Source organism: Gemmobacter sp. (assembly GCF_016792925.1).
In the GTDB taxonomy this organism is placed as follows: Bacteria; Pseudomonadota; Alphaproteobacteria; order Rhodobacterales; family Rhodobacteraceae; genus Gemmobacter.
Genome location: NZ_JAEULU010000063.1, coordinates 1 through 21,113, shown reverse-complemented (window position 1 = coordinate 21,113; position 21,113 = coordinate 1). Strand labels below are relative to the sequence as shown.

Below are 21,113 nucleotides of genomic sequence, written 5' to 3'. Positions count from 1 at the left end.
GCATGCCCAGCTCGATGATATCCACCCCCGCCGCCGGAAGCCCCTTCATCACTTGCAGCGAGGTGCCGACATCCGGGTCGCCCCCCATGATATAGGCGACAAAGGCCTTTTTGCCTTCGGCCTTCAGGGCGGCAAACTTGGCGTCGATCCGGGTCATGGCGGTCCTCATTCTGGTTCTGCCCGATGTGCCGCGAAGCGGGGCGGAAATCAATGGGGCTTGAGCCCGCCCGCCGCGCCCGGCTTGCGATTCCGCCCCCGACCGCCTAGAAGCCAGACCAGATTTTCAAAGGGGAACGCCATGGGCTTCAAGATGGGCATCGTCGGGCTGCCGAATGTCGGCAAATCCACGCTCTTCAACGCGCTGACGCGCACCGCTGCCGCGCAGGCTGCTAACTTCCCCTTCTGCACCATCGAGCCGAATGTGGGCGAGGTGGCAGTGCCCGATGCCCGGCTGGACAAGCTGGCGGCGATTGCGGGCAGCAAGCAGATCATCCCGACGCGAATGACCTTTGTGGATATTGCGGGCCTCGTGCGCGGGGCCTCGAAGGGCGAAGGTCTGGGCAACCAGTTCCTTGCCAATATCCGCGAATGCGATGCGATTGCCCATGTGCTGCGCTGCTTTGAAGATGGCGACATCACCCATGTGGAGGGCCGCATTGATCCGGTGGCCGATGCCGAAACCATCGAGACCGAGCTGATGCTGGCCGATATGGAATCGATCGAGCGCCGCCTGGCCAGCCTGTCGAAAAAGCTGCGCGGTGGCGATCAGGAGACGCTGGATCAGGACCGGCTGCTGCGCGCGGCGCTGGCGGCGCTGAACGAGGGCAAGCCCGCCCGCACCGTGCAAGTGGCGGCGGATGACCAGAAGCAATGGCGCATGCTGCAATTGCTGACCTCGAAACCGGTGCTGTTTGTCTGCAATGTCGAGGAATCCAAGGCCGCCGAGGGCAATAGCCAATCCGCCCGCGTGGCCGAGATGGCGGCACGGCAGGGTGCGGCCTCGGTGGTGATCTCGGCCAAGATCGAGGAAGAGATCAGCCAGCTGGCCGATGAGGAAGCGGCGATGTTCCTGGAGGAAATGGGTCTGGCCGAGGCAGGGCTCGACCGGCTGATCCGCGCGGGCTATCAGCTGCTGGGCCTGCGCACCTATTTCACCGTCGGCCCGAAAGAGGCCCGCGCCTGGACGATCCTGTCAGGGATGCTGGCGCCGCAGGCGGCGGGCGTGATCCATGGCGATTTCGAGAAGGGCTTCATCCGCGCCGAAACCGTCGCCTATGAGGATTACATCACCCATAAGGGCGAGGCAGGCGCCAAGGAGGCGGGCAAGTTCCGCGTCGAGGGCAAGACCTATGAGGTGAAGGACGGCGACGTGCTGCACTTCCTGTTCAACGGCTGACCTTTGCCACCCGAGCCAAGCGCAAGGCCGCCCCGCACCGGGCGGCCTTTTGCTTGAGCGGCTGCCGCCAGACCCGATCCTTCGACGAAGGATCGGGCGCCCGCCCCCCGGCGTCTTGACCTGCATCAAGGTTGCGCGGCGGGTTTTGCAGCAATCTGGGGCGCAAGATGCGGCAGAAGGAAAGACAAAGATGACGCGCCTGATGATGATCCTGTTTTCCATGGCCTCGACCACGCTGATGGGCGTGGGCATTGTGGTGGCGCTGGTCACCGGCCATGACACGCCGCAGGCCATTCTGGCCGCCGCAGCCGTCGGCTTTTTGGCAGCGCTGCCCGCAAGCTGGTTCGTCGCGCGGCAAATTGCGGGCTGATGTCGTTTTTGCGACGGATTTCCACATCCTGAGCGTGTAGCCTTGCGCCGTTCAACGGTGAAAGGATTTCCGATATGCGCCCAGACGCAGCCCCCCAGATTTCAACCGGCTATTCCCGCCTCCAGATCGCGCTGCATTGGGTGACCGTGGGGCTGATCCTGTGGCAATTCGTGGCGAATGAGGCCATGGGTCAGGCTTGGCGGGCCTTTCGGCAGGGGACCGAATTGCCGCTTTCGGCGCTGGTTGCCGCCCATGTCTTTGCCGGTCTGGCCCTGCTGGCGATTGCCTTCTGGCGCATGATCCTGCGGGTGACGCGCAACGCGCCGCCGGCACCGGCCGGGCAAACGGCCGCGCTGCGGGCAGCGGCGGCGGCGGTGCATGGCGCGCTTTACATCCTCACCGTGGCGGTCGCGGTCTCTGGCGCCGTGGCCTGGTTTGGCGGCATTGCCACGGCGGCCGAGGCGCATGAGTTCCTGAAAACCCTGCTGCTGGTGCTGATCGGCCTGCATGTGGCGGCGGCGCTGTGGCACCAGTTCTGGCTGCGCGACGGGCTGATGGAGCGGATGCGCCGCCCGCAGGCCTAAGCGCTTTGGGCCTAAGCGCCCAGGAACACCCGCAGCGTCTCCTCGAACTCGCGCGGGCGGTCGGCATGCAGCCAATGCCCCGCCCCCGCCAGCTTGGCGAAATGCGCATTTGGGAACAGCGCGCGGATCGCGGGCCGGTTCTCGGGGCGCACATAGCCGCTTTCGGCGCCGGTCAGGAACAGGGTCGGCCCGTCAAACTGCCCCTGCGGATCGGGCCAGCCGACGATCTTTGGCATCTCGGCGGCGAGCGTGTCGAAATTCAGCCGCCAGCGCGGCCCGCCCTCGGCCTTGAGGTCCAGCGATTGCAGGAAGAAGGCCCGCAAGGGCGCCTCGGGCACGGTCAGCGCCAGCCGCCGGTCGGCCTCGGCCCGTGCCGACAGGCCCGCAAGGTCCATCGCGCGCATGGCCTGAATATATTGCGTCTGGTCATGCTGATAGGCCACCGGCGCAATATCGGCCACCACCAGCCGCCGCACCGCGCCCGGATGGCTCAGCGCCAGCTTCATCGCGGCCTTGCCCCCCATGGAATGCCCGATCACATCGGCCTGCCCGCCATGCGCCGCGATCACCTGCGCCAGATCCCCCGCCAGATCGGCATAGGAATGGCTGTCAAACCACGGGCTTTCGCCATGGTTGCGCATGTCCACCGCCAGCACGTCGCGCTTTTCCGACAGGCGCCGGGCAATCACATTCCAGTTGCGGGCTGAGCCATAAAGCCCATGCGCAATGAGGATCGGCGGCAGATCGGTCGGCGTGGCGGCGGGGTGGCGGATCGTGTTCAGCATGGGCCAAACCTAACGCCTTCGCCGCGCGGGCGCCAGCCGTCACCGCGCCGCGCAGCCGCCCGCCAAAGGCCCCGAGAGCTGCAACTGGCAAACCCGGCTCTCGCCCGGCATCCCCGCCAGCATCAGCCCCGCCACCAGCACCAGCGCGCCCAGCATGGCCACCGCGATCTGCCTTGCGCCCGCCCTGCGCTCTTGCATCATCTGCGTCCCTCCGCTGCCCGTCATCTGTGGGCAGGCTGGCCAAAGCGGGCGAGGCCGCGCAATAACGCGGCTTTGCTATGGGATAACAACGCCTTCTCCTGCGGTTGATATTGTATTCTGCCGCCCCCCCGGCCATCATGCCCTCAAACCCGCAGCAGGCAGGATGCCGCCCATGAGCCCTCGCACCGCCCTTTTCGCCGCTTTGCTGGCCCTCGCCCCGGCGCTGGCCCCCGGCATGGCGCAGGCCGAATGCTATGCCGATTACAAGGCCAAGCAGGATGATCCGCTGCGGTTGCATTACGGGGTTGCGCAGGTCTCGGCTTGCGACAAGAAAGAGGCCAAGGCCGAACTGGCGCCGCGTCTGCGGGCGGGCGGCTGGAAACTTCTCAGCGTGATTTCCACTTTCGGCCCCGAGGGCCTAGGCGAAAGGCAATCCAGTGCCGGGGAATATTTCCTCCGTTTCTGACAGTTTGAAGGCGGGCAACCGCATAGTCACGCTGGGGATTGCCGCCGTGGTGGTGATCCTTGCGGCGGCGGCGGTGTTCCTGTTTCTGGCGCTGCCCGATGCCAATGCGTTCAACGCGCGGGTTGAGGCGCTGTTCGTGTCGGATGACACGCTGAAAACCTTTACCGAGATCCGCCTGCTGGAGATCATCGCCCAATCCGGCACCACCTTTCAGGAGGTGCTGGTCAGCTATCGCATGGTGATCTTCGTGCTGCTGGTGTTCTCGGCGGCGCTTCTGGTGGCCTGCCTTGTGTTCCTGCTGACGATCATCACGCTGAACCGCCGCATTTCGGCCATCCAGCGCTCGGGCATCACCGTGTCCTCGCTGCTGATCTCGCGCGAGGCGCGGGCGGTCTATATCAATGATCTGGAGTTTCAGCTGACCGAGGCCGCGATCGAGACGCTGTCGGTGCTGGCCGAGGCGCGGATGGATGACGAGGTGCTGACCGGCGCGCAGATCGAGGCGGTGATCTCGGGCCGCCCCGAACCCGATTGCGACGAGGCGGCGGGGGCCACGCGGGTGAAACGCCTGCGCGATGCGCTTGGCAATCAACTGGTGTCGGAACTGCTGGTGAAAACCATCGCGCGGCGCGGCTATGTGCTTGCGGTGCAGAAAGACACGATCAGGGTTCTGTAATGGCAGAGACGACCGATTTCGCGACCATGGCGCGGGGCATGGCCGCACAGGCGGCCGAGGGCGCACAAGGATGGGCCACCTCGCCCGCCGGCTGGGGGCAACTGGCCCTGCTGGTCGCGGCTTTCCTGCTGGCGCGGTTTCTGGCCGCGCGGCTGGCGCCCCTGCTGCGCCGCTTTTGCACGCCCGAAGGCAGTGGCCTGCTGGCCGAGGCCCGCCGTCAGGCCGGGCGCGCCTTGCCGCTGCTGGGGCCGGTGCTGGCCTTCGCGCTGATCGCGGCGGGCGAGGAGCTGGCCCGTCAGGCGCTTGGCTCGGGCGGACTTTTGGATTTCGGCAAAAGGCTTGCCTTGCTGCTGGTCGCGCATCTGTTCGTGCGACAGGTGCTGCGCGACCCGTTCCTGCGGTTTCTGGGCCGCTGGGTGCTGCTGCCGGTGATGCTGCTCTATACGCTGGGCCTGCTGGACGACGCCACCGCCCGGCTGGAAGAAACCGTGATCACGCTGGGCAATATCCGCTTTTCGCTGGCGGCGCTGATCCGGGGGGCGATTGCGGGCTCGCTGCTGTTCTGGCTGGGCACCTGGTCCAATCGCCAGAGCGCCGATTACATCAAACGCCAGGACGAGCTGCGCCCGGCCACCCGCGAACTGGCGATGAAAGCCTCGGAAGTGGCGATTTTCGGCGCGGCCTTCCTTCTGCTCATGTCGATCATGGGGATCGACCTCACCGCCGTTGCCGTGCTGGGCGGCGCGCTTGGCGTAGGGATAGGGCTGGGCCTGCAACAGATCGCCGCCAATTTCGTCTCGGGCATCATCCTGCTGCTGGAGGGGCAAACCACCGTCGGCGATTACGTTGAACTCGATGGCGGCGAAAAGGGCACCATCGTCAAGATGACCGCCCGCGCCTGCGTGCTGGAAACCTTTGACGGCAAATGGATCGTGGTCCCGAACGAGCATTTCATCACCTCGCGCGTGGTGAATTACTCCGACCAAGGCAGCGCCAACCGCTATGAGGCGGCGTTTTCGGTCAGCTATGAGACCGACATCAACCGCGTGCCCGAGATCATCGAGACCGCCGTGGCCGCCCTGCCCTTCGTGCTGAAAGCCCCGGATGGCCCGGATTGCGAACTGCGCGGCTTTGGCGAAAGCAGCGTGGATTTCGCGGTGGAATATTGGGTGAACGGCATCGACGACGGCAAGAACCGCTTTGGCAGCCCGGTGCTGTTCGCGATCTGGAACGCGCTGAAAGAGGCCGGGATCGAGATGCCCTATCCGCATCGCGTGGTGGAATTGCGCCGGGGCAAGCCGTGAAGGCGCTGGTCATCGGGGCCGGGCCCGCCGGGCTGATGGCGGCGGAGGCCTTGGCCGATGCGGGCCATGCGGTGACGGTGGCCGAGGCCAAGCCCTCGCCCGCGCGCAAATTCCTGATGGCCGGGAAATCGGGCCTCAACGTCACCAAGGATGAGGGCGCAGAGGCCTTTGCCGCGCAATTCGACACCGATTGGCTGGCCCCTCAGCTGCGCGCGTTTGGCCCCGAACAGGTGAAGGCCTTTTGCGAAGGCTTGGGCCAGCCGGTCTTCACCGGATCGTCAGGCCGGGTGTTTCCGGTGGCGATGAAAGGCTCGCCCTTGCTGCGGGCCTGGCTGGCGCGTCTGGCGGGCAAGGGGGTGCAGCTGCGCACCCGCTGGCGCTGGACCGGGTTCGCGGGCGACGCCTTGCGCTTTGACACGCCCGAGGGTCCGCAAGCCTTTCGCCCCGCCGTCACCGTGCTGGCGCTTGGCGGCGCCAGCTGGCCGCGCCTTGGCTCGGATGCCGCCTGGCTGCCCTGGCTGCGCGAAAAAGGCGTGGAGATCACCGATTTCGCCCCCGCCAATATGGGCTTCCAGATGGGATGGAGCGCCCATATGGCCCGGCATTTCGGCCAGCCGGTCAAGGGGGCCTGCCTGATCGCCGGGGCGCGGCGGCTGCGGGGCGAGTTCGTGCTGTCGGAACGCGGGCTGGAGGGCGGCGGCATTTATGCCCTGTCGCGCGACCTGCGCCTTGGTGCGCCCTTGGCGCTGGATCTGTTCCCCGATCTGACGCCCGAGGCGCTCGCCGCCCGCATCACGCGGCTGAAACCCGGCGAGACGGCGGCGAACAAGCTGCGCAAGCTGGGCCTTGCCCCGGCGGCGGTGGCTTTGGTGCAGGAACTCGCCCGCCCGCTGCCTGCCGATCTGGCGGCGCTGCTGAAACACCTGCCCCTGCCCCATCTCGGCCCCCGCCCGCTGGAAGAGGCGATCTCCAGCGCCGGCGGCATTGCCCGCAGCGCGCTGACCGAGGCGCTGGAGCTGCGCGCCCTGCCGGGGGTCTTTGCGGCGGGCGAGATGCTGGATTGGGAGGCGCCGACCGGCGGTTACCTGCTGACCGCCAGCTGGGCCACCGGGCTTCATGCCGGGCGTCAGGCCGCCAAATCCCTCATCCAGAACTGAAGCGGCTTTTTGCTCTCTGCCGCCTCGCCCAGATCGCGCCACGAAAATTCGGCCATGATTCCGGGCAGTTGCCGGTAACCGCGCTTTTCCCAAAACGCATCATTGCTGCGATAGATCGAGGGTTTCAGCGGGTGATGCCCGGGCCGGACCACGCTGCAAAAGGCCACATGGCTGCGGCCCAGGGCGCGGGCATGCCCCTCGCGGGCGTCAAAGAAGCGATGCCCGATGCCCTGCCCGCGATATTCCGGCAACAGCACGGATTCGGCGCAATAGAAAATGCGCTCCATCGGCACGGGCACGGCGGCGAAAGGCGCTGCGAACTCGGCCGCGTGATCCTCCATCGGGGTGCCGGTCGCAGCCCCGACCAGCCGCGCACCGTCAAAGGCGCCGACCAGCACCGCGCCGGGGCTGTCGCGATAGGTTTGCAGATATTCACGCTCGTAATCCACCGAGCCGTCGTAAAGATAGGGCCAGTCGCGGAACACCGCGATGCGCAGCCGCGCCACGTCGTCAAGGGCTGCATCCAGCGCCGCCCCGGTCAGCACGCGCGTGTCGATCATGCCGAAACCTGCGCAACCCAGTCTTGCAGGTTGTAGAAGGTGGTGACGCGGGCGATTTTGCCATCCCGCAGGTCGAAAAACGCGCCTGCGGGCAGAATGTATTTCTGCCCTTTGGCCTCGGGCAGGCCCGGATCGGTTTTCAGATATTCACCATGCACCACGAATTCCGCCGCGCCCCGCGTGGCGTCCTCGTTCACGAAGATCACCATATCCTTCAGGGTTTCGCGGTAGCTGACTCCCATATGCGAGCAGAACTCGGCAAACAGTGCCTTGCCGCGCCGGATGCCGCCCTCATTCACCCGATGCTCGATGTCATCGGTCAGGCAGGCCAACATGCCCGCAGCATCCCCCGCATTGAAGGCGGCGTAATAGGTTTCAAGCGTCGCGCGGGTCATTCCGGGGGCCTCCGAAGGGATGGATTTGCGGCATCCTACGGAAATGTGACGTGCCGCCAATGCCTTTGCAGACAAAAGGCGGCACGAAAACGACCTCAGGCCAGCGCCGCGCGCACTGCATCCGCCATGGGCGTGGTGGCGCGCCCGATCAGCCGCGACAGGGTGTGGCTGTCATCGAACAGCGCGCCTTCCCCGGCGCGGGTCTCGGCATCGCCCAGATCCGCCGCAAAGCCCGCAGGCAGGCCAAAACCCTCCAGCGCCTTGGTGTACTCGGCCTGCGGCAGGTTCACAAAGCGCACCGGCTTGCCCGATTGCGCGGCAATCTCGGCGGCCAGATCGGCCAGCGTGTAAGAGGTGTCACCCGCCAGTTCATAGATTTTCCCGGCATGGGCCGCATCCAGCGCGGTCACGGCGATGGCCTCGGCATAATCGGCGCGGCTGGCGCTGGACACCCGCCCCTCGCCCGAGGCGCCCAGCACGGCGCCATGTTCCAGCACGACGGGCAGCGCGCTCAGATAATTCTCGGTATACCAGCCATTGCGCAGCACGGTGACGGCAAGGCCGGAGGTGGCCAGCGCGGCCTCGGTCGCCACATGGTCCCGGGTCAGCAGCATGGGCGAGGCATCGCCTTTCAGGATCGAGGTATAGATCAGCCGCTTCACCCCTGCGGCCTTGGCCGCCGCAATGACATTGCGGTGCTGCCCGGCGCGGTCGTTGAAATCATTCGAGGAAATCAGCACCAGAACCTCGACCCCGGCCAGCGCGGCGGCATCAGGGGCGGTGTAATCGAAGGCGCGGGCGGCCACGCCCGTCACTTTGGACGGGTCGCGCGCCAGCGCAATCGGCGCGGCACCGCGCGCTTGCAGCGCGGCGATGGCAAGGCGGCCCAACTGGCCGGTGGCACCGGTGACGGCGATGGTTGCGGGGGATACGGTGGTCATCTGAAAGCTCCTTTGGCTTGCTGTGCCCCAGATGTGCCCCCTTTACTTACGAAAAGGAAGTGCATACATTTTTGTAAGTATACCGCAGAGGCGCAGATGTCCCCCGAAACCAATGCACAGAAAACCCTTTCGCAGCTCGACGCCAATGTGCTGGTGGCCGAATGCCCCTCGCGGCAAGTGCTGTCGCATCTGACAAGCCGCTGGGGCACGCTGGCGATGCTGGTGCTGCTGACCGGCACGCATCGCTTTTCCGCCCTGCGCCGCCGCATTGGCGGTGTGAGCGAGCGCATGTTGGCCCAGACCCTGCAACAGCTTGAAGCCGACGGGTTTATTCACCGTCAGGTCTATGACGTGGTGCCGCCGCATGTGGAATATAGCCTGACGCCCCTAGGCCGCGAGGCCGGGGCGCATCTGGCCGCCCTGACCGGCTGGATCGAGGAAGCGCTGCCGCGCATCCTCGCCGGCCAGCCCGCCCGCGAAGCCGAACCGGCGCTTTAACGCTGGCCCTTCCAGATCGCCGCCATAGCGGCGCCGACCTCGGATTGCGGCTCGGAATGTTTGGTCATGCCCTGCGCGGCCTCATAGGCCCGCACGCGGGCACGGGTGCGCGCAAAGACCGATTGCCACGAGCCGGGCGCGGCCAGCTCTGCCGACAAAGCCTTGATGAACCATGTGTTCTTCTCATCCGGCTGGCAACCGAACGAGGGGCGGTCGGCCCGCGCCGCGGTCAGCACGATGCGGTTGGGATGGCGCAGGGCCGGGATCAGCGAGCCGGAATAGCAGGCCTGCAAGATCACCACCTGAAGGTCATTCTCCAGCGGTTGCAAGATCTGCGCCAGCCGCGCCCCCGACAGCACACGCGGCTCCTCGCCCGGCAGCGAGACCGCCATTTCGCCGGGGCGGCCATGGCTGGTCAGCATCACCACCACCAGATCGCGGCCATCCACCGCCTCGGCGGCCAGCTGCGCCACCGCCTTGCCCGGCTCTGACAGCGGCGGCATGTCCGGCAAGACATTGCCGCCGATGATCGCGCGCTCCAGCCCGCCATAATGCTGGCTCAGCGCCGCTTGCATCGCCAGAACGTCGCGGTCAAACACCGCATCATCATACAGCGCCTGCCCCAGATAAAGAACCTTGCCCGCCGGAGGGGCAGCAGGCTCTGCCACCGGCTGACAGGCGGCCAAAGCGCAGACAAAAGCCAAAGCAGCAAAGAAACGCATGAAAACCCAATCCCTGATGACGGTTACGAATCTTGCCCCGCCTCCGAGGGCGGGCCGAAACGCGCGATCATCCGATCCCGGATCATGTCGCGCGCCTGACGGTAAGCCTGCAATTTGGCCTCGCGGGTTTCACCAATCGCCGTGGGGTCGATGATCGGCCAATATTCCACATCCATATGGAAAAACCGCGTCAGCTCCAGCGCCTGCCGCTGGCTGGCCGGGGACAGCGCGATGATCAGATCGAACTGGCCCAGATCATCGCCCCATTCCTGCATCTCCTCGAACGAGCGCGAGCGGTGGCGGCTGATCTCGATTCCCAGCTCGTTGCAGACGGCAATCGAGAAGCCGTCCACCTCCATGTCATTATGCACGCCCGCCGATTGCACATAGGCGCGCTGGCCGTAAAGTTGTTTCATCAGCCCTTCCGCCATGGGCGAGCGGACGGCGTTGTGATCGCAGCAGAACAGGACGGAGGAGGGGAATCTTCCGCCCAAGATCAACCCCAATGCAGGACGCAGATCAGGGTGAACAGGCGCCGCGCCGTGGCGGTATCCACATCGGCCTTGCCCTCCAGCCGTTCCTGCAAGACCCGCGCGCCCTCATTGTGGATGCCGCGCCGCGCCATGTCGATCGCCTCGATCTGGCTGGGCGGCAAGCGTTTCACCGCGTCGAAATAGCTTTCGCAGATCTGGAAATAATCCTTCACCACCTGCCGGAACGGGCCGAGGCTCAGGTGAAATTCACCCAAGGGGCTGGCATCTTCCAGCGCCATGGAGAACACGAGGCGCCCCTCGCGGATCGCAAGGCCAAGGCGATAGGGGCCGGGCGGCACCTCGCGCCCCTCGCGGACCGGCAGGCCAAAGCGGTTCTCCTCCAGCAGGTCAAAGATCGCCACGCGGCGTTCCTGCTCGATCTCGGGCGTGGCGCGGGCCAGCCCCTTTTCGTCGATCTCGATATGGCAGATGCGGTTGGTCATGGGAGGGCGGTCCTTCAGGCTCCCCCGTTGATGCCCGACCGGGCCTTGCGGATCAAGCCCCGCTGTTCAGCCGATCCAGCCGCGCCTGCACCGAGAGGCCATGCGCCTCAAGGCTTTCCGATTGCGCCAGCCGCGCCGCCGCCGGGCCGATGGCCGCCAGCGCGGCAGGGGTCATGCGGGCCAGCGTGGTGCGTTTCACGAAATCCAGCACCGAAAGCCCAGAGGAAAACCGGGCCGAGCGCGCGGTGGGCAGCACATGGTTCGGCCCGCCGACATAATCGCCAATCGCCTCGGGCGTCCATTGGCCCAGGAAGATCGCCCCGGCATGGGTGATCTGCTGGCTGAGCCCCTCGGGGTCGGCCACACACAGCTCCAGATGCTCGGGCGCCACGCGGTTCGACAGGGCGGCAGCCTCGCCCAGATCGCGCGTCACGATCACCGCGCCGAAGTCGCGCCAGCTTGCGCCCGCAATGGCGCGGCGCTCCAGCGTTTCCAGCCGCTTTTCCACCGCCGCCGCGACCGCCCGGCCAAAAGCCGCATCCGGGGTGACGAGGATCGACTGTGCCGATTCGTCATGTTCGGCCTGGCTCAGCAGATCAAGCGCGATCCAGTCGGGGTCATTCTCGGCATCGGCAATCACGAGGATTTCCGAAGGGCCCGCGATCATGTCGATGCCCACCTTGCCGAACACCCGGCGTTTGGCGGCGGCGACAAAGGCATTGCCCGGCCCGGTGATCTTGTCCACCGGCGCGATGCTTTCGGTGCCATAGGCCAAGGCCGCCACCGCCTGCGCGCCGCCGATGCGATAGATCACATCCACCCCGGCCAGCTGCGCCGCCAGCAACACAAGCGGGTTCACCACGCCGCCCGGCGTCGGGCAGGCAATCGCCAGCCGCTCCACCCCCGCCACCTTGGCCGGAATGGCGTTCATCAGCACCGAAGACGGGTAAGAGGCCAGCCCCCCCGGCACATAAAGCCCCGCCGCCGATACCGGCGTCCAGCGCCAGCCCAAGGTGGCCCCGCTGGCATCCTGCCATTGCGCATCCTCGGGCATCTGGCGGGCGTGATAATCGCGGATACGCTCTGCCGCGAGTTCCAGCGCGGCGCGATCCTCGGGCGAGACCTTGGCAACCTCTGCCGCGATCTCCGCCGCCGAGAAGGCCAGCGTCTCGGGCGTCAGCTCCAGCCGGTCGAAGCGCGCGGTCAGCTCGATCACCGCCGCATCGCCCCGCGCCCGCACATCGGCAATGATCGCCGCCACGGTCGCATCCACATCCGGGCTATCCTCGCGCTTCATGCCCAAAAGGGCGGTGAAGGCGGCCTCGAAACCGGCATCTTGGGTGTTGAGGAAATGCGGCATGGCGGGGCTCCGGCCTTGGGTTTGGGCAGTAGATAGCGGCGTTAGGCTGCCGTCTCAAGCCCGGCCGTCTCAAGGGCGGAAGCCCCGGGGCGCTGCCCCGGACCCCGGGATATTTTTGCCAAGATGAATGCGGGTTTCATCTTGGCTTAAATATCCATCTTCAGATCCCGTGATCGGGGGCCTTGCCCGACGGCGCCAGATAGGGGCGCGTCACGTCGCGCAGGGTGAGGTCGAGCGTCTCGACCTCCAGCGCGATGGCCCCATCGCCGGCGAGGGTCAGGGTCAGCGTGCCCGTCCCGTCGGCGCCGGGGGCAAAGCTGATCGCCAGCAGCGACAGCACAGTGTCGCGCTCGGCCCGGTCGATGCCCTGGCTGCGCACCGCCAGCACGTCGCGCACCAGCAGCATGGAGCGCACCCGCTCATAGCCGCGGCCATTGCGTTCGGCCAGAATGCGGTCTTCCCAGCGGAAGCGGTTCAGCAGCAGGCCAAATTCGCGGCGTTTGCGCGAAAAGGTCATGTCGGTGATCGGGAACACCGCGTCCTGCGCCAGCGCGGCGAGGATTTTCAGATCCTCTTCGCCCTCTGCCCCCAGCCAGAGCGGCCCCTCGCCGCCATCCTCGAACCTTGCGTCGCTCATTGCGCCTTGATCCGTTCGATCTTGGCCCCGCAGGCGCCCAGCTTGTCCTCGACATGCTCATAGCCGCGATCCAGGTGATAGACCCGGCTGACCACGGTTTCGCCCTCGGCCGCCAGCCCGGCGAGGATCAGCGAGACGGAAGCCCGCAGGTCGGTGGCCATCACCGGCGCGCCGCGCAGTTTTTCCACCCCATGCACCGTGGCATGGCCGCCATGCACCTCGATCCGCGCGCCCATGCGGATCAGCTCGGGCGCGTGCATGAAGCGATTCTCGAAGATTTTCTCCTCCAGAACGCTGGTGCCATTGGCGGTGCAAAGCAGCGCCATCATCTGCGCTTGCAGGTCGGTCGGGAAGCCGGGGAAGGGTTCGGTCGTCACATTCACCGCCGACACCCGGCCATTCTTGCGGCTGACCTTGAGGCCCCGCTCGGTCTCGGTCACCGAAACCCCCGCCTCATCCAGCTTTTCGGCAAAGGCGCCGACCAGATCCATGCGCCCGCCCAGGCATTCCACCTCGCCGCCGCAGATTGCCGGGGCCAGCATATAGGTGCCCAGTTCGATCCGGTCGGTGACCACCGGATGCGTGGCGCCGCCCAGCCGGTCAACGCCCTGAATGGTGATGGTGCTGGTGCCCTCGCCCTCGATCTGCGCGCCCATCCGGCGCAGGCATTGCACCAGATCCACAATCTCGGGCTCGCGCGCGGCGTTTTTCAGCACCGTGGTGCCCTTGGCGAGGCTGGCCGCCAGCAGCGCGTTTTCGGTGGCCCCGACCGAGACGAAGGGAAACTCCACCACTGCGCCGTTCAGCCGCCCGCCGGGCGCGCGCGCATGCACATAGCCGTCGCGCAGGTCCAGCTCGGCCCCCATGGCCTCGAACACTTTCAGGTGCAGGTCCACCGGGCGCGCGCCAATCGCGCAGCCGCCGGGCAGCGAGACGATGGCATGGCCATCGCGCGCCAGCATCGGCCCCAGCACGAGGATCGAGGCGCGCATCTTGCGCACGATGTCATAATCCGCCGTATGGTTGTGGATGTCATGCGACGACATCGCCAGCACCTTGCCGCCTTGCAGGCTGGAGACCTCGGCCCCCAGCGAGCCCAGCAGTTGCGTCATGGTGCGAATATCCGACAGGCGCGGCGCATTGGTCAGCGTCAGCGGCTCTTCGGTCAGCAGCGTGGCGGGCATCAGCGTGAGGCAGGCATTCTTCGCCCCCGCGATCGGAATCACTCCGTTCAGCTCGCCGCCGCCCTTGACCAGAATCGAATCCATTGTCCCGCCTCACTCTTTCTCGTTGTTGTCAGACGCAGATCGCGCCCGCGCCTGCGCCTTGCGACGCGCCATATTGGCCTTGAGCGCCGCCTTCAGCCGGTCCTCGCGCGTTTTTTCCGCCCCGGCTGCGGCCTTGCGCGGCCTTGCATCCTTGGGCGAAACGGCAGTTTTCGGAGGCATTGCATCATCTGTCATGCCCCTCTGTTAGCCTAGGAGCAAAAAAGGGTCCAGATTGCGCTTGCACCCGTCGGCGAATACGTCTAAATCCCCGCCACGCCCGGCAAGAACAAGCCGACGCACTGGCCGAAAGGCCCCGCCCAACGGCGAAAGTGCTGCAGTAGCTCAGTGGTAGAGCACTCCCTTGGTAAGGGGAGGCTCTGGTGAGCTAAGCGGCAGAGAACTAAGGGCTTTTCCAGAGCCCGCTTGACCCGGGGTAACGCCCGGGGTAGCTATCTGGAAAGAAGGCGGCTGTGGTAGCTCAGTGGTAGAGCACTCCCTTGGTAAGGGAGAGGTCGAGAGTTCAATCCTCTCTCACAGCACCATCCCTCCCAAGGAAATCAAGCAGTTAGGTGGATATGGTGGCGGCTGCCGACTGTTACCCCGCGTTACCCCCGGGCGACTCAGAAGGGCTCACCCCAGTCCGGGTCGATGTGGCAACCGTTGCCGCCGTCAGCCTCGACCATGATGCCGTTGTGGCCGCCGCCCGCCTCCATCGCCGCGTCGGCGATTGCCCAGCGGAGGTCTGGCGCCCAGAGCCCGGGCCGAACGGTTACGATGTAGCAGGCCCCTGCGTTTGAATCGCACCAGACGGATTCAAGGCGGCGCGCCATCAGTTCGGGCATCGCGTCGATGATCCGGCGCATCGTGTTGAGTTCGGTCAGCACCGACCAGCGGCTCTCAATCTGAACGCCCCGGTAGCGGAAGCCTGAGACCGGGGCTTTCTGCCCGGCGTCGGCGCGGTCGATGTCATACTGGCGCTGGATCAGCGCAGCCGCCTCGGGCGGCAGGTCAATGTATTCTACCATCTTGCTCTCCTTGGGAGTGCCGTGCCCCACGAGCGCTCTCGCAAGGCACGGCGACTTCGCCATGCCGGGGTTACTTCTTCTTGATGGTCTCCACGACATGCGTGGACTTGCGCTGCGTGGCGACCTTCACCGTGGTGAAGCGGCCCGTCGAGGCGCTGCGGCCAATCTTGAACGTTTTCGATTTCATCTTCTGGACTTTCACTTTTGCGTTGAGGATGGGAGGCGCGCTCATCGCACCTCCCGTTCTTTTGGGTGGGCGGCTTATTCCGGGATCAGAATAGGCCACGCCCGGAAGCCATACATCTTGGCGTAGATGCGCTGGCCAGTGGTCGGGCAGGTCCGCCAGGGGCGGAACACCAAACGGAAGCCAGGCGGAACCTGAATGCGGTCAGCCATGGTCGTCAGTCCTTCGGCGGGGCGTATCTTGCCAAACCCAAAGAGCGCGCCTATTATCCTGTCCTGCGAAGAAACTGGATTTGGCGCTGGGTCGGCTCTGCATCGTCGAGCCCCTCATGCACTGATACAGAAAGCTGGAGGCTCGGGGTGCAACCTGAGCCTTCTTTCGTTAGAGCCTCCCGTTGTCGCGCAGCCAGCGCAAGCGGCGCTGTGCTGCGTCCCAAGAGACCCCAAAACGGTCCATCAGGTCATGCTCCCCATCTGTAGGGAAGATGAAGCCTTGCGGCATCAAGAACTGCGCGGCGAACTGGTTGGCCTGCGGCTCGGCAAGGCAGAACGGCTTCGTGCCGTCGCCCTGCTTCGCCCGTGCCAGCGGAATGTTTGTGTGCATGTGCCAGTGCCCGAGTTCGTGGGCGGCGGTAAATCTCGCCCGGCCCTCCCCGGCGCACACCCCCTCGTAAACATCTTCGCGCAGCATGATAAACTCGCCATTGGGGCAGGTGTAGCCTTCGGCCCGCCCCATCTCCTTGCGACTGCCCACCTCGAAGCGAACGAGGCCAAGCTGATAGTCCAAGACCTGTTCGATCAGTTCGATGACAGGGACTTGGGGGTAGGCGTCAAGCCCGAACTGCTTTCGGAACCGATCCGCCTTCGATCCGATGGCCGCCCAACTGAGGGGCGGCACCTTAAAATCATCACCCACGCTCATTGTTTGTCCTTCTTGCTGAGGATTTCAAAGATGCTCTTGAGGTCATCGTCGGACAGTGAGTTCATCCGGCGCGCCATCAGGCCTGCCGTGTCCCTCGCAAGTGCCGACTGGGCCTCAACAGTGAAAGCCTTGCGCGAGCGGTCAGCGGCGCGGCGCATGGCAGCGGCGGCATCACCCGCCAGTTGGTAGGCTTTGATGACAAGGTCCTCAAAGCCGCTAGGGGGTGTCTTGGTCCCGCGTTCGACAGCGGAGATGAAGGCCGACGACTTTTCCAAACGTTCGGACATGTCCAACAGGCGCTCATCCCGATCAATTCGCAGTTTCCGCAGCTCCTTTCCGATTTCAGTGGTCATGGTAGCCTCCTTGGGTCTCCAGCACAGATGGGGCTTCGGGTTCAGGCTTTCAACCGGCTAGGTTAATTTTTTCGCCCTCCGAGGTGTTTCAATTCAACCCTCGTGGCGCAGAGGATACACCAGAGATGGTTGCCGTGCAATGCTTTGCTACGGGATGTGGGCAGTGGTCACAGAGGGCGTGGCGTTAACAGATCGGGCTGGGGATCGGCTCACCCCGCAGGGGCCAAGCCGAATTGGCACGACGCATCCCAGTTTCGGTGGGGACTTTTCGCCGTCCGATCCGCACCCGTCTGCCGGTCCCCAACGGGGTGGCCGTGTAGCGGCATTCACCCCCGGATTCAGGCCCGATTGCCGCGACCGACAGCAGGCACGGGCTCTGCCAATGTCACCTCACCGCCGGGGCAATCACGCATCCGGGGAAACAGAGGTGACGAACATGAAGAACAAACTTGTCAGGGACCTGCGGCGCGCGAGCGCTGAAATCAGGGACACGGACGTGCCCGGGAACGTCGATGCGGACATCCCGGCGATGGTGCTGACGGACCTTGCCGCGCTTGCGCTGGAACAGTGGCGCGGCGATGACAAGCCGATGGACCGCAGCCGGTTCATTGCAACGCTCTGTGGCAACTTCAGCTTTATGCTGGAGCGGTTTACGCTGGATGACCTGCCACAGGGGGAGATGCTGCTTGTCCGGGATGCCGTGGCGGCGCTGGACGCGCTGGCCCCGGATCGGTCCCGTGTTCCCCACGAGGTGATGCAGGTCCTGTTTCAACTGAACGAAACGGGCGTCCCTCACTGAAGCGCAACAAGGCCCCCGGCGTCAAACCCGGGGGCCTTGCCTCAATGCAAGGTCGCGGCCTCGCGCGCCAGCGTGTCGGCGGCTGCGCAGAAGATGCCGAAGGACACCATGGCCTCGCGCCCGAAGGCGTCCATGCCGACACGCCGGGCGAGGTCAGGCACCCGTGCCGCATCCACCCATACCCTGCGCCGCCCGACGCGGTATGGCAACAGGCCCACCAGCCCGCCCAGCGCGGATGCAGACACGCGGTAAAACCGTGCGAACCTGACAACGTCGCGGCCCCGAGGCCAGAAGTCGTCATTGTGCGCGTTCGCGTGTTCCAGCATCGCGGCGTGGGCGAGGCGCAGGTCGTCCGACAGAAGGACGTGGTATCCCGAGACGATCCACTCGGCTGCGGCTGTCTGTTGCGCGTCCATCACTGCCCCCGCCTCGGGCCTGCATGGGCCGCCAGGTCCTTGGGCGGCCATGGCGCTCCCTCCTCAACCACCAGTGCCACCACGTCGCCGGGCAGCAGGCCGTCAGCCTCTGCGGCTGCGGCCACATCGTCAATGTCGGCTTCAACCGCCTCGGGCGCGGGCGCGTCGAAGGGGTGGAGGATCAGCTTGGTCATGCCGGGTTACCTCCCCGGTCCATGCCCCGGATGTTGATGGGGTCGCCATCGAACACGCAGTCAACGTGCAGACCGCCCGGGGTCGTGGCAATGTTGGTCGTCACCCAGCCGGTGCCGGCGAAGGCGCCAACCCCAGCGCCGCGCGCGGCGGCAAGGGCGTTGGCGGCGGTGATGGCGGCGGCGGGGCTGGCCGCAGAGATCAGGGCGGAGTGCAGGCCCGCGCTGTTGCGCAGCGGTTCGGCGGTGGCGTTGTCATTCGGGCGGCGGATCAGGTAGAGCGGCATGGTCAGGCTTCCTTGTTGTTCAGGGCCATCTTGACCCGGTCAATGGGGTTGACGCGCCGCTGTTCAAACTCGCGGTTGCGGACGATGGCGCGCTGCGCCGCATTGCGGATGGCGGCGATGGCATCGTTCACGGCCTTGGTCTCCGGCCCGACCAGCTTGTCGGCAAGCTCGGCAGCGCTGAACGGGCGGTCCTTCCGGGGCATCCGGTCGATGATCGAGATGATGGCCGCGCCCAGCACCTTGTTGCCCGTCGCGGCGGCGTGGACGGCCATGTTGGTCAACTCGACTGCACCGGCCCCCTCAAGCTGACGCATGAAGTTGGTCCGCTCGTCGGTGCCCAGACCGGCCCGAGACAGGACGGTGACGGGGGATGCCCAGAGGGCAGCCGTGGTGTCGAGGCTTTCAGCCGATGTGACCAGTTCCCTGATCGCGCCCCAGCGGGCATCGGCGCTGTTCCTGGCGACCTCTGTGCGCGCCGCAGCCTGGGCCTTGGCGACGGCGGCTTCAACGTCGCGCCTCGGCATCCCGACATTCTCAAGGCTCCGGCCCACCTCAGCGGCACGGGCGGCAGGTCCTGCCTCCAAGGTGTCGATCATGGCCGCGAATTTCGCCGCGCGCTTGGCTGCGACCTCGGCAAGCGAGATCACATCGGCAGTCGCAAGCGCCGGGGTGTTGCTGAACGGGATGGGTGGGGTGAGGTCATGGGCGGGTTCCGCCATCGTGCGCTCCTTGCTTGCACCGGGCCGCGCCATTGCGGCCCTTGATGCGGAGAGGATACGCGCCCGGCCACCACGGCGGCGACCAGTATTCATTGTTGTTCAGTGGGTTGGCCGCAGACCCATCAGAATTGCCGCGCGGGCTGGCTGTAGGTCGGCGTGGGGTCAGGGATCCACCGACCACGCCCAAAGCCGCCCGTGCGTCCCCGGGGCCTTGCCGCCGGGTGCAAAGCGGTTCGGCAGATAAGGCTCGGGGTCAATAGCGACCTGCCCAACAGAGAACCCGACCATGACCGCGCCAGCATCGGTGATGATGGCGGGCGGCTCTGCCCGGGCGGCGGCATAGAAGCCGTGGGCGCGGAGGAGCCCGGCGGCATTGGCATAGACCTCGTGGATGGTCTCAGTTTCGGCCATGCCGCACCCCCGAACAGATCAGGTCGTGGGTGCAGGGATCAGCGGCGCGAAGCTGATGCAGCATCGCCAGTCCGGTGGCCTCTGTCGGCGTGATGGCCGTGGGCGGCAGGGGTGCGCAGGCGGCAAGCCCGAGGATCAGGATCAGGGCGCGCATCAGTCCCCCCGCGTCGTTCTGCCGGGGATCGGCGCGAGCGTGGTGCCGGACGGCGCGGGGCGGCTGGGCGCGAATGGTGCAGGCTCTGCCTCGGGCAGCACATGCCCGGGGTAGAGCGCGGGCCGGGCGACCGGCGTAATGTCCACCATGTCGCCCTCAGCCCGCTTCTGCGCCAGATACTGTTCGACCGTGACCTCCGCCGGGATCACCAGCACCCCGCCGGTCTGGACGTTCACATTCACGTCGATCCCCTCGCCCGACTGGTATCCGTGCCGAGCGCGCAGCAGGAAGATGGAGGCGACGACATTGCCAGACGCGGCGGCGGTGTTCAGGTTTGCCACCAGCCGGTCGTGTTCGCGGGCGCGACCCCGCTCGAATGCGTCCTCCACGGCAGGATCGCGACGGCGGATGTGCAGGAACGTCTCCTTGTTCACGCCGATGGCGGCGGAGATCGTCACGACCGAACAGCCGCGCGCGGCCAGTTCCTCGACAATGCCGAGGCCGGTCGGGGTCACAACGATCTCACTCTTGCCGAGGGCATCCACGACGCGGCGGGACGGGAGGTCGGGCTTCTTCATCCCCGCTGCTCCCGGTCATAGGCCTGACATACCCGCTGACTGACGCCCTTGCCGATCTTGAGGTCACGGGCGATGCGGTCCATGGAAAGGCCCGAGGCGCGAAGGGACCGGATCGCCGCCACCGTTCCGTCGCCGGTGGGTTTGCCGCCGATCTGCGCCCCGCGCGCCCGTGCACGGGCCATCCCGGCCTTCGTGCGCTCGACTATCATGGCCCGCTCGAATTGAGCGAATACTCCACTCATCTGCATCATAGCGATGCCAGCGGGCGTCTGCGTGTCGATGCCGGACTGGTGGATAACGAGGTCGATTTTCAGGGCGCGCAACGTCTCGAATGTAACCACGAGGTCGCGGAGTGAGCGGGCGAGCCGGGAAACGTCCCAAACGAGGATGGTGTCGAACTTCCTGCGGGCAGCATCGGCAAGCATCTGTGCCAGCCCCGGGCGCTTCGCCGTCGCACCGGATGCCGTGTCAACATATTCGGCGGCGATTGCCCAGCCTGCACGTTCGGACACGGCCCGAAGCTCCCTCAACTGGTTTTCAAGGAATTGGCCCCCGGTCGAGACGCGGGCGTAGATTGCTGCGCGGCGAGTCATGCTGCGTCCTCCGAAAGGTTGACCGTGAACCCGTCAGGGGAAACGGCGGTGACGACACGGTGGCGGCGCTCGCCCAGAAGCACCCCGCTCAGGTTAACCTCGACAGCGGTCCCGTCGCCGGTGATTGCGAGGATGTGGCCGCGCCCGAACAGGAGGATTGCCGTCCAGTGATATTCAGGGTCGTGG

General features: G+C 66.0%; 35 protein-coding genes and 1 tRNA gene. 10 read left to right on the top strand and 26 right to left on the bottom strand.

Translation table 11 applies throughout. The features are described from left to right. The coding region (locus tag JNN06_RS03450; protein WP_291238203.1) for a tryptophan synthase subunit alpha at positions 1-157 on the bottom strand (157 nt) is incomplete at its 3' end. 141 nt (positions 158-298) lie between these two features. On the opposite strand from JNN06_RS03450, the gene ychF reads away from it, so the two are divergent. From ychF to JNN06_RS03435, 3 genes are all read left to right on the top strand, one after another. After that, the gene (gene ychF, locus JNN06_RS03445; RefSeq protein ID WP_291238202.1) at positions 299-1,396 is read left to right on the top strand and encodes a redox-regulated ATPase YchF; all 1,098 of its coding nucleotides are present in this window, start codon (positions 299-301) and stop codon (positions 1,394-1,396) included. A 190-nt stretch (positions 1,397-1,586) separates the two neighbouring features. Continuing rightward, positions 1,587-1,766, top strand: coding sequence for a CTP synthetase (locus JNN06_RS03440; RefSeq protein ID WP_291238201.1), 180 nt, complete (start codon positions 1,587-1,589; stop codon positions 1,764-1,766). A gap of 74 nt (positions 1,767-1,840) precedes the next feature. Next, positions 1,841-2,350 (top strand): cytochrome b/b6 domain-containing protein, encoded by a 510-nt coding sequence (locus tag JNN06_RS03435; RefSeq protein ID WP_291238200.1) that lies wholly within the window; start codon positions 1,841-1,843, stop codon positions 2,348-2,350. Between the two features lie 11 nt (positions 2,351-2,361). On the opposite strand, the gene JNN06_RS03430 is transcribed toward JNN06_RS03435, so the two are convergent. Together JNN06_RS03430 and JNN06_RS03425 are read right to left on the bottom strand one after the other, a co-directional pair. After that, complete coding sequence (locus JNN06_RS03430) at positions 2,362-3,135, bottom strand: alpha/beta fold hydrolase (RefSeq protein WP_291238199.1); 774 nt, start codon at positions 3,133-3,135, stop codon at positions 2,362-2,364. Positions 3,136-3,174: 39 nt separating this feature from the next. Next, positions 3,175-3,336: a hypothetical protein gene (locus JNN06_RS03425; protein WP_291238198.1), complete on the bottom strand. Its 162-nt coding sequence runs from the start codon at positions 3,334-3,336 to the stop codon at positions 3,175-3,177. A gap of 172 nt (positions 3,337-3,508) precedes the next feature. Here JNN06_RS03425 and JNN06_RS03420 point away from each other — a divergent pair, with 172 nt between their 5' ends. Genes JNN06_RS03420 through JNN06_RS03405 form a run of 4 tightly spaced genes read left to right on the top strand, consistent with a single transcriptional unit; the run spans position 3,509 to position 6,939 of the window. Then, positions 3,509-3,802 carry a hypothetical protein gene (locus JNN06_RS03420; RefSeq protein WP_291238197.1) on the top strand — a complete coding sequence of 98 codons (294 nt, stop codon included), beginning with the start codon at positions 3,509-3,511 and terminating at the stop codon, positions 3,800-3,802. Beyond that, on the top strand, positions 3,774-4,478 hold the full coding sequence (locus JNN06_RS03415; protein WP_291238196.1) for a hypothetical protein: 705 nt from the start codon (positions 3,774-3,776) through the stop codon (positions 4,476-4,478). Before JNN06_RS03420 ends, JNN06_RS03415 begins: the two co-directional genes overlap by 29 nt. Beyond that, entirely contained in the window at positions 4,478-5,782 is a 1,305-nt protein-coding gene (locus JNN06_RS03410; protein WP_291238195.1) for a mechanosensitive ion channel domain-containing protein, read from the top strand. The genes JNN06_RS03415 and JNN06_RS03410 overlap by 1 nt, the downstream gene beginning before the upstream one ends. Continuing rightward, positions 5,779-6,939 (top strand): TIGR03862 family flavoprotein, encoded by a 1,161-nt coding sequence (locus JNN06_RS03405; RefSeq protein ID WP_291238194.1) that lies wholly within the window; start codon positions 5,779-5,781, stop codon positions 6,937-6,939. Before JNN06_RS03410 ends, JNN06_RS03405 begins: the two co-directional genes overlap by 4 nt. Here JNN06_RS03405 and JNN06_RS03400 read toward each other — a convergent pair. From JNN06_RS03400 to JNN06_RS03390, 3 genes are all read right to left on the bottom strand, one after another. Then, positions 6,909-7,499: a GNAT family N-acetyltransferase gene (locus JNN06_RS03400; protein ID WP_291238193.1), complete on the bottom strand. Its 591-nt coding sequence runs from the start codon at positions 7,497-7,499 to the stop codon at positions 6,909-6,911. The two genes, JNN06_RS03405 and JNN06_RS03400, sit on opposite strands and share 31 nt — an antisense overlap. Continuing rightward, positions 7,496-7,894 (bottom strand): ketosteroid isomerase-related protein, encoded by a 399-nt coding sequence (locus JNN06_RS03395; protein ID WP_291238192.1) that lies wholly within the window; start codon positions 7,892-7,894, stop codon positions 7,496-7,498. The genes JNN06_RS03400 and JNN06_RS03395 overlap by 4 nt, the downstream gene beginning before the upstream one ends. Positions 7,895-7,989: 95 nt before the next feature. Next, entirely contained in the window at positions 7,990-8,835 is an 846-nt protein-coding gene (locus JNN06_RS03390; protein WP_291238191.1) for an SDR family oxidoreductase, read from the bottom strand. Between the two features lie 96 nt (positions 8,836-8,931). On the opposite strand from JNN06_RS03390, the gene JNN06_RS03385 reads away from it, so the two are divergent. Then, the gene (locus JNN06_RS03385) at positions 8,932-9,333 is read left to right on the top strand and encodes a helix-turn-helix domain-containing protein (protein WP_291238190.1); all 402 of its coding nucleotides are present in this window, start codon (positions 8,932-8,934) and stop codon (positions 9,331-9,333) included. Here JNN06_RS03385 and JNN06_RS03380 read toward each other — a convergent pair. From JNN06_RS03380 to JNN06_RS03350, 7 genes are all read right to left on the bottom strand, one after another. Next, positions 9,330-10,055: a C13 family peptidase gene (locus JNN06_RS03380; RefSeq protein ID WP_291238189.1), complete on the bottom strand. Its 726-nt coding sequence runs from the start codon at positions 10,053-10,055 to the stop codon at positions 9,330-9,332. The genes JNN06_RS03385 and JNN06_RS03380 overlap by 4 nt on opposite strands. A 23-nt stretch (positions 10,056-10,078) precedes the next feature. Further along, positions 10,079-10,486: a low molecular weight phosphatase family protein gene (locus JNN06_RS03375; RefSeq protein ID WP_291238188.1), complete on the bottom strand. Its 408-nt coding sequence runs from the start codon at positions 10,484-10,486 to the stop codon at positions 10,079-10,081. Between the two features lie 65 nt (positions 10,487-10,551). Then, on the bottom strand, positions 10,552-11,031 hold the full coding sequence (locus tag JNN06_RS03370; RefSeq protein ID WP_291238187.1) for a UPF0262 family protein: 480 nt from the start codon (positions 11,029-11,031) through the stop codon (positions 10,552-10,554). 52 nt (positions 11,032-11,083) lie between these two features. Continuing rightward, a complete protein-coding gene (gene hisD, locus JNN06_RS03365; protein WP_291238186.1) occupies positions 11,084-12,391 on the bottom strand; it encodes a histidinol dehydrogenase in 1,308 nt (435 codons plus the stop codon). A gap of 160 nt (positions 12,392-12,551) precedes the next feature. Further along, positions 12,552-13,028, bottom strand: a complete 477-nt coding sequence (locus JNN06_RS03360) for a DUF2948 family protein (RefSeq protein ID WP_291238185.1) — start codon at positions 13,026-13,028, stop codon at positions 12,552-12,554. Continuing rightward, positions 13,025-14,296 carry a UDP-N-acetylglucosamine 1-carboxyvinyltransferase gene (murA, locus tag JNN06_RS03355; RefSeq protein WP_291238184.1) on the bottom strand — a complete coding sequence of 424 codons (1,272 nt, stop codon included), beginning with the start codon at positions 14,294-14,296 and terminating at the stop codon, positions 13,025-13,027. Before murA ends, JNN06_RS03360 begins: the two co-directional genes overlap by 4 nt. 9 nt (positions 14,297-14,305) lie before the next feature. Further along, positions 14,306-14,491: a hypothetical protein gene (locus JNN06_RS03350; RefSeq protein ID WP_291238183.1), complete on the bottom strand. Its 186-nt coding sequence runs from the start codon at positions 14,489-14,491 to the stop codon at positions 14,306-14,308. A 272-nt stretch (positions 14,492-14,763) separates the two neighbouring features. Between JNN06_RS03350 and JNN06_RS03345 the strand changes: the two genes are divergently transcribed. Beyond that, positions 14,764-14,838 (top strand) — tRNA-Thr (locus JNN06_RS03345). Between the two features lie 78 nt (positions 14,839-14,916). Here the strand turns inward: JNN06_RS03345 and JNN06_RS03340 are convergent. From JNN06_RS03340 to JNN06_RS03325, 4 genes are all read right to left on the bottom strand, one after another. Beyond that, on the bottom strand, positions 14,917-15,321 hold the full coding sequence (locus JNN06_RS03340; RefSeq protein WP_291238182.1) for a hypothetical protein: 405 nt from the start codon (positions 15,319-15,321) through the stop codon (positions 14,917-14,919). A 70-nt stretch (positions 15,322-15,391) separates the two neighbouring features. Beyond that, on the bottom strand, positions 15,392-15,553 hold the full coding sequence (locus JNN06_RS03335) for a hypothetical protein (RefSeq protein ID WP_291238181.1): 162 nt from the start codon (positions 15,551-15,553) through the stop codon (positions 15,392-15,394). 333 nt (positions 15,554-15,886) lie between these two features. Further along, positions 15,887-16,426 carry an ImmA/IrrE family metallo-endopeptidase gene (locus tag JNN06_RS03330; RefSeq protein ID WP_291238180.1) on the bottom strand — a complete coding sequence of 180 codons (540 nt, stop codon included), beginning with the start codon at positions 16,424-16,426 and terminating at the stop codon, positions 15,887-15,889. Continuing rightward, positions 16,423-16,779, bottom strand: a complete 357-nt coding sequence (locus JNN06_RS03325; RefSeq protein ID WP_291238179.1) for a hypothetical protein — start codon at positions 16,777-16,779, stop codon at positions 16,423-16,425. Before JNN06_RS03325 ends, JNN06_RS03330 begins: the two co-directional genes overlap by 4 nt. A 436-nt stretch (positions 16,780-17,215) precedes the next feature. Here JNN06_RS03325 and JNN06_RS03320 point away from each other — a divergent pair, with 436 nt between their 5' ends. After that, the gene (locus JNN06_RS03320; protein WP_291238178.1) at positions 17,216-17,578 is read left to right on the top strand and encodes a hypothetical protein; all 363 of its coding nucleotides are present in this window, start codon (positions 17,216-17,218) and stop codon (positions 17,576-17,578) included. Between the two features lie 41 nt (positions 17,579-17,619). On the opposite strand, the gene JNN06_RS03315 is transcribed toward JNN06_RS03320, so the two are convergent. From JNN06_RS03315 to JNN06_RS03275, 9 genes are all read right to left on the bottom strand, one after another. Further along, positions 17,620-17,994, bottom strand: coding sequence for a hypothetical protein (locus JNN06_RS03315; RefSeq protein WP_291238177.1), 375 nt, complete (start codon positions 17,992-17,994; stop codon positions 17,620-17,622). Beyond that, complete coding sequence (locus tag JNN06_RS03310) at positions 17,994-18,188, bottom strand: hypothetical protein (protein WP_291238176.1); 195 nt, start codon at positions 18,186-18,188, stop codon at positions 17,994-17,996. The genes JNN06_RS03315 and JNN06_RS03310 overlap by 1 nt, the downstream gene beginning before the upstream one ends. Further along, entirely contained in the window at positions 18,185-18,472 is a 288-nt protein-coding gene (locus JNN06_RS03305) for a hypothetical protein (RefSeq protein ID WP_291238175.1), read from the bottom strand. The genes JNN06_RS03310 and JNN06_RS03305 overlap by 4 nt, the downstream gene beginning before the upstream one ends. A gap of 2 nt (positions 18,473-18,474) precedes the next feature. Then, positions 18,475-19,191 (bottom strand): hypothetical protein, encoded by a 717-nt coding sequence (locus JNN06_RS03300; protein WP_291238174.1) that lies wholly within the window; start codon positions 19,189-19,191, stop codon positions 18,475-18,477. Between the two features lie 162 nt (positions 19,192-19,353). After that, complete coding sequence (locus tag JNN06_RS03295) at positions 19,354-19,602, bottom strand: hypothetical protein (RefSeq protein ID WP_291238173.1); 249 nt, start codon at positions 19,600-19,602, stop codon at positions 19,354-19,356. Next, on the bottom strand, positions 19,589-19,756 hold the full coding sequence (locus JNN06_RS03290) for a hypothetical protein (RefSeq protein ID WP_291238172.1): 168 nt from the start codon (positions 19,754-19,756) through the stop codon (positions 19,589-19,591). Before JNN06_RS03290 ends, JNN06_RS03295 begins: the two co-directional genes overlap by 14 nt. After that, entirely contained in the window at positions 19,756-20,334 is a 579-nt protein-coding gene (locus tag JNN06_RS03285) for a hypothetical protein (RefSeq protein ID WP_291238171.1), read from the bottom strand. The genes JNN06_RS03290 and JNN06_RS03285 overlap by 1 nt, the downstream gene beginning before the upstream one ends. Further along, entirely contained in the window at positions 20,331-20,927 is a 597-nt protein-coding gene (locus tag JNN06_RS03280) for a recombinase family protein (RefSeq protein WP_291238170.1), read from the bottom strand. Before JNN06_RS03280 ends, JNN06_RS03285 begins: the two co-directional genes overlap by 4 nt. Further along, on the bottom strand, positions 20,924-21,113 hold a 190-nt coding region (locus JNN06_RS03275), incomplete at its 5' end, for a hypothetical protein (protein WP_291238169.1). The genes JNN06_RS03275 and JNN06_RS03280, both read right to left, overlap by 4 nt.

Bases quoted from the DNA above. Each gene is read 5' to 3' on its own strand.
- JNN06_RS03360 (WP_291238185.1), bottom strand. From the start codon at position 13,028: ATGAGCGACGCAAGGTTCGAGGATGGCGGCGAGGGGCCGCTCTGGCTG.
- murA (WP_291238184.1), bottom strand. From the start codon at position 14,296: ATGGATTCGATTCTGGTCAAGGGCGGCGGCGAGCTGAACGGAGTGATT.
- JNN06_RS03395 (WP_291238192.1), bottom strand. From the start codon at position 7,894: ATGACCCGCGCGACGCTTGAAACCTATTACGCCGCCTTCAATGCGGGG.
- JNN06_RS03325 (WP_291238179.1), bottom strand. From the start codon at position 16,779: ATGACCACTGAAATCGGAAAGGAGCTGCGGAAACTGCGAATTGATCGG.
- JNN06_RS03280 (WP_291238170.1), bottom strand. From the start codon at position 20,927: ATGACTCGCCGCGCAGCAATCTACGCCCGCGTCTCGACCGGGGGCCAA.
- JNN06_RS03370 (WP_291238187.1), bottom strand. From the start codon at position 11,031: ATGACCAACCGCATCTGCCATATCGAGATCGACGAAAAGGGGCTGGCC.
- JNN06_RS03320 (WP_291238178.1), top strand. From the start codon at position 17,216: ATGAAGAACAAACTTGTCAGGGACCTGCGGCGCGCGAGCGCTGAAATC.
- JNN06_RS03390 (WP_291238191.1), bottom strand. From the start codon at position 8,835: ATGACCACCGTATCCCCCGCAACCATCGCCGTCACCGGTGCCACCGGC.
- JNN06_RS03435 (WP_291238200.1), top strand. From the start codon at position 1,841: ATGCGCCCAGACGCAGCCCCCCAGATTTCAACCGGCTATTCCCGCCTC.
- JNN06_RS03290 (WP_291238172.1), bottom strand. From the start codon at position 19,756: ATGCGCGCCCTGATCCTGATCCTCGGGCTTGCCGCCTGCGCACCCCTG.
- ychF (WP_291238202.1), top strand. From the start codon at position 299: ATGGGCTTCAAGATGGGCATCGTCGGGCTGCCGAATGTCGGCAAATCC.
- JNN06_RS03410 (WP_291238195.1), top strand. From the start codon at position 4,478: ATGGCAGAGACGACCGATTTCGCGACCATGGCGCGGGGCATGGCCGCA.
- JNN06_RS03335 (WP_291238181.1), bottom strand. From the start codon at position 15,553: ATGAGCGCGCCTCCCATCCTCAACGCAAAAGTGAAAGTCCAGAAGATG.
- hisD (WP_291238186.1), bottom strand. From the start codon at position 12,391: ATGCCGCATTTCCTCAACACCCAAGATGCCGGTTTCGAGGCCGCCTTC.
- JNN06_RS03300 (WP_291238174.1), bottom strand. From the start codon at position 19,191: ATGGCGGAACCCGCCCATGACCTCACCCCACCCATCCCGTTCAGCAAC.
- JNN06_RS03340 (WP_291238182.1), bottom strand. From the start codon at position 15,321: ATGGTAGAATACATTGACCTGCCGCCCGAGGCGGCTGCGCTGATCCAG.
- JNN06_RS03400 (WP_291238193.1), bottom strand. From the start codon at position 7,499: ATGATCGACACGCGCGTGCTGACCGGGGCGGCGCTGGATGCAGCCCTT.
- JNN06_RS03310 (WP_291238176.1), bottom strand. From the start codon at position 18,188: ATGACCAAGCTGATCCTCCACCCCTTCGACGCGCCCGCGCCCGAGGCG.
- JNN06_RS03295 (WP_291238173.1), bottom strand. From the start codon at position 19,602: ATGGCCGAAACTGAGACCATCCACGAGGTCTATGCCAATGCCGCCGGG.
- JNN06_RS03305 (WP_291238175.1), bottom strand. From the start codon at position 18,472: ATGCCGCTCTACCTGATCCGCCGCCCGAATGACAACGCCACCGCCGAA.
- JNN06_RS03420 (WP_291238197.1), top strand. From the start codon at position 3,509: ATGAGCCCTCGCACCGCCCTTTTCGCCGCTTTGCTGGCCCTCGCCCCG.
- JNN06_RS03350 (WP_291238183.1), bottom strand. From the start codon at position 14,491: ATGACAGATGATGCAATGCCTCCGAAAACTGCCGTTTCGCCCAAGGAT.
- JNN06_RS03440 (WP_291238201.1), top strand. From the start codon at position 1,587: ATGACGCGCCTGATGATGATCCTGTTTTCCATGGCCTCGACCACGCTG.
- JNN06_RS03430 (WP_291238199.1), bottom strand. From the start codon at position 3,135: ATGCTGAACACGATCCGCCACCCCGCCGCCACGCCGACCGATCTGCCG.
- JNN06_RS03315 (WP_291238177.1), bottom strand. From the start codon at position 17,994: ATGGACGCGCAACAGACAGCCGCAGCCGAGTGGATCGTCTCGGGATAC.
- JNN06_RS03375 (WP_291238188.1), bottom strand. From the start codon at position 10,486: ATGGCGGAAGGGCTGATGAAACAACTTTACGGCCAGCGCGCCTATGTG.
- JNN06_RS03330 (WP_291238180.1), bottom strand. From the start codon at position 16,426: ATGAGCGTGGGTGATGATTTTAAGGTGCCGCCCCTCAGTTGGGCGGCC.
- JNN06_RS03380 (WP_291238189.1), bottom strand. From the start codon at position 10,055: ATGCGTTTCTTTGCTGCTTTGGCTTTTGTCTGCGCTTTGGCCGCCTGT.
- JNN06_RS03385 (WP_291238190.1), top strand. From the start codon at position 8,932: ATGTCCCCCGAAACCAATGCACAGAAAACCCTTTCGCAGCTCGACGCC.
- JNN06_RS03425 (WP_291238198.1), bottom strand. From the start codon at position 3,336: ATGATGCAAGAGCGCAGGGCGGGCGCAAGGCAGATCGCGGTGGCCATG.
- JNN06_RS03285 (WP_291238171.1), bottom strand. From the start codon at position 20,334: ATGAAGAAGCCCGACCTCCCGTCCCGCCGCGTCGTGGATGCCCTCGGC.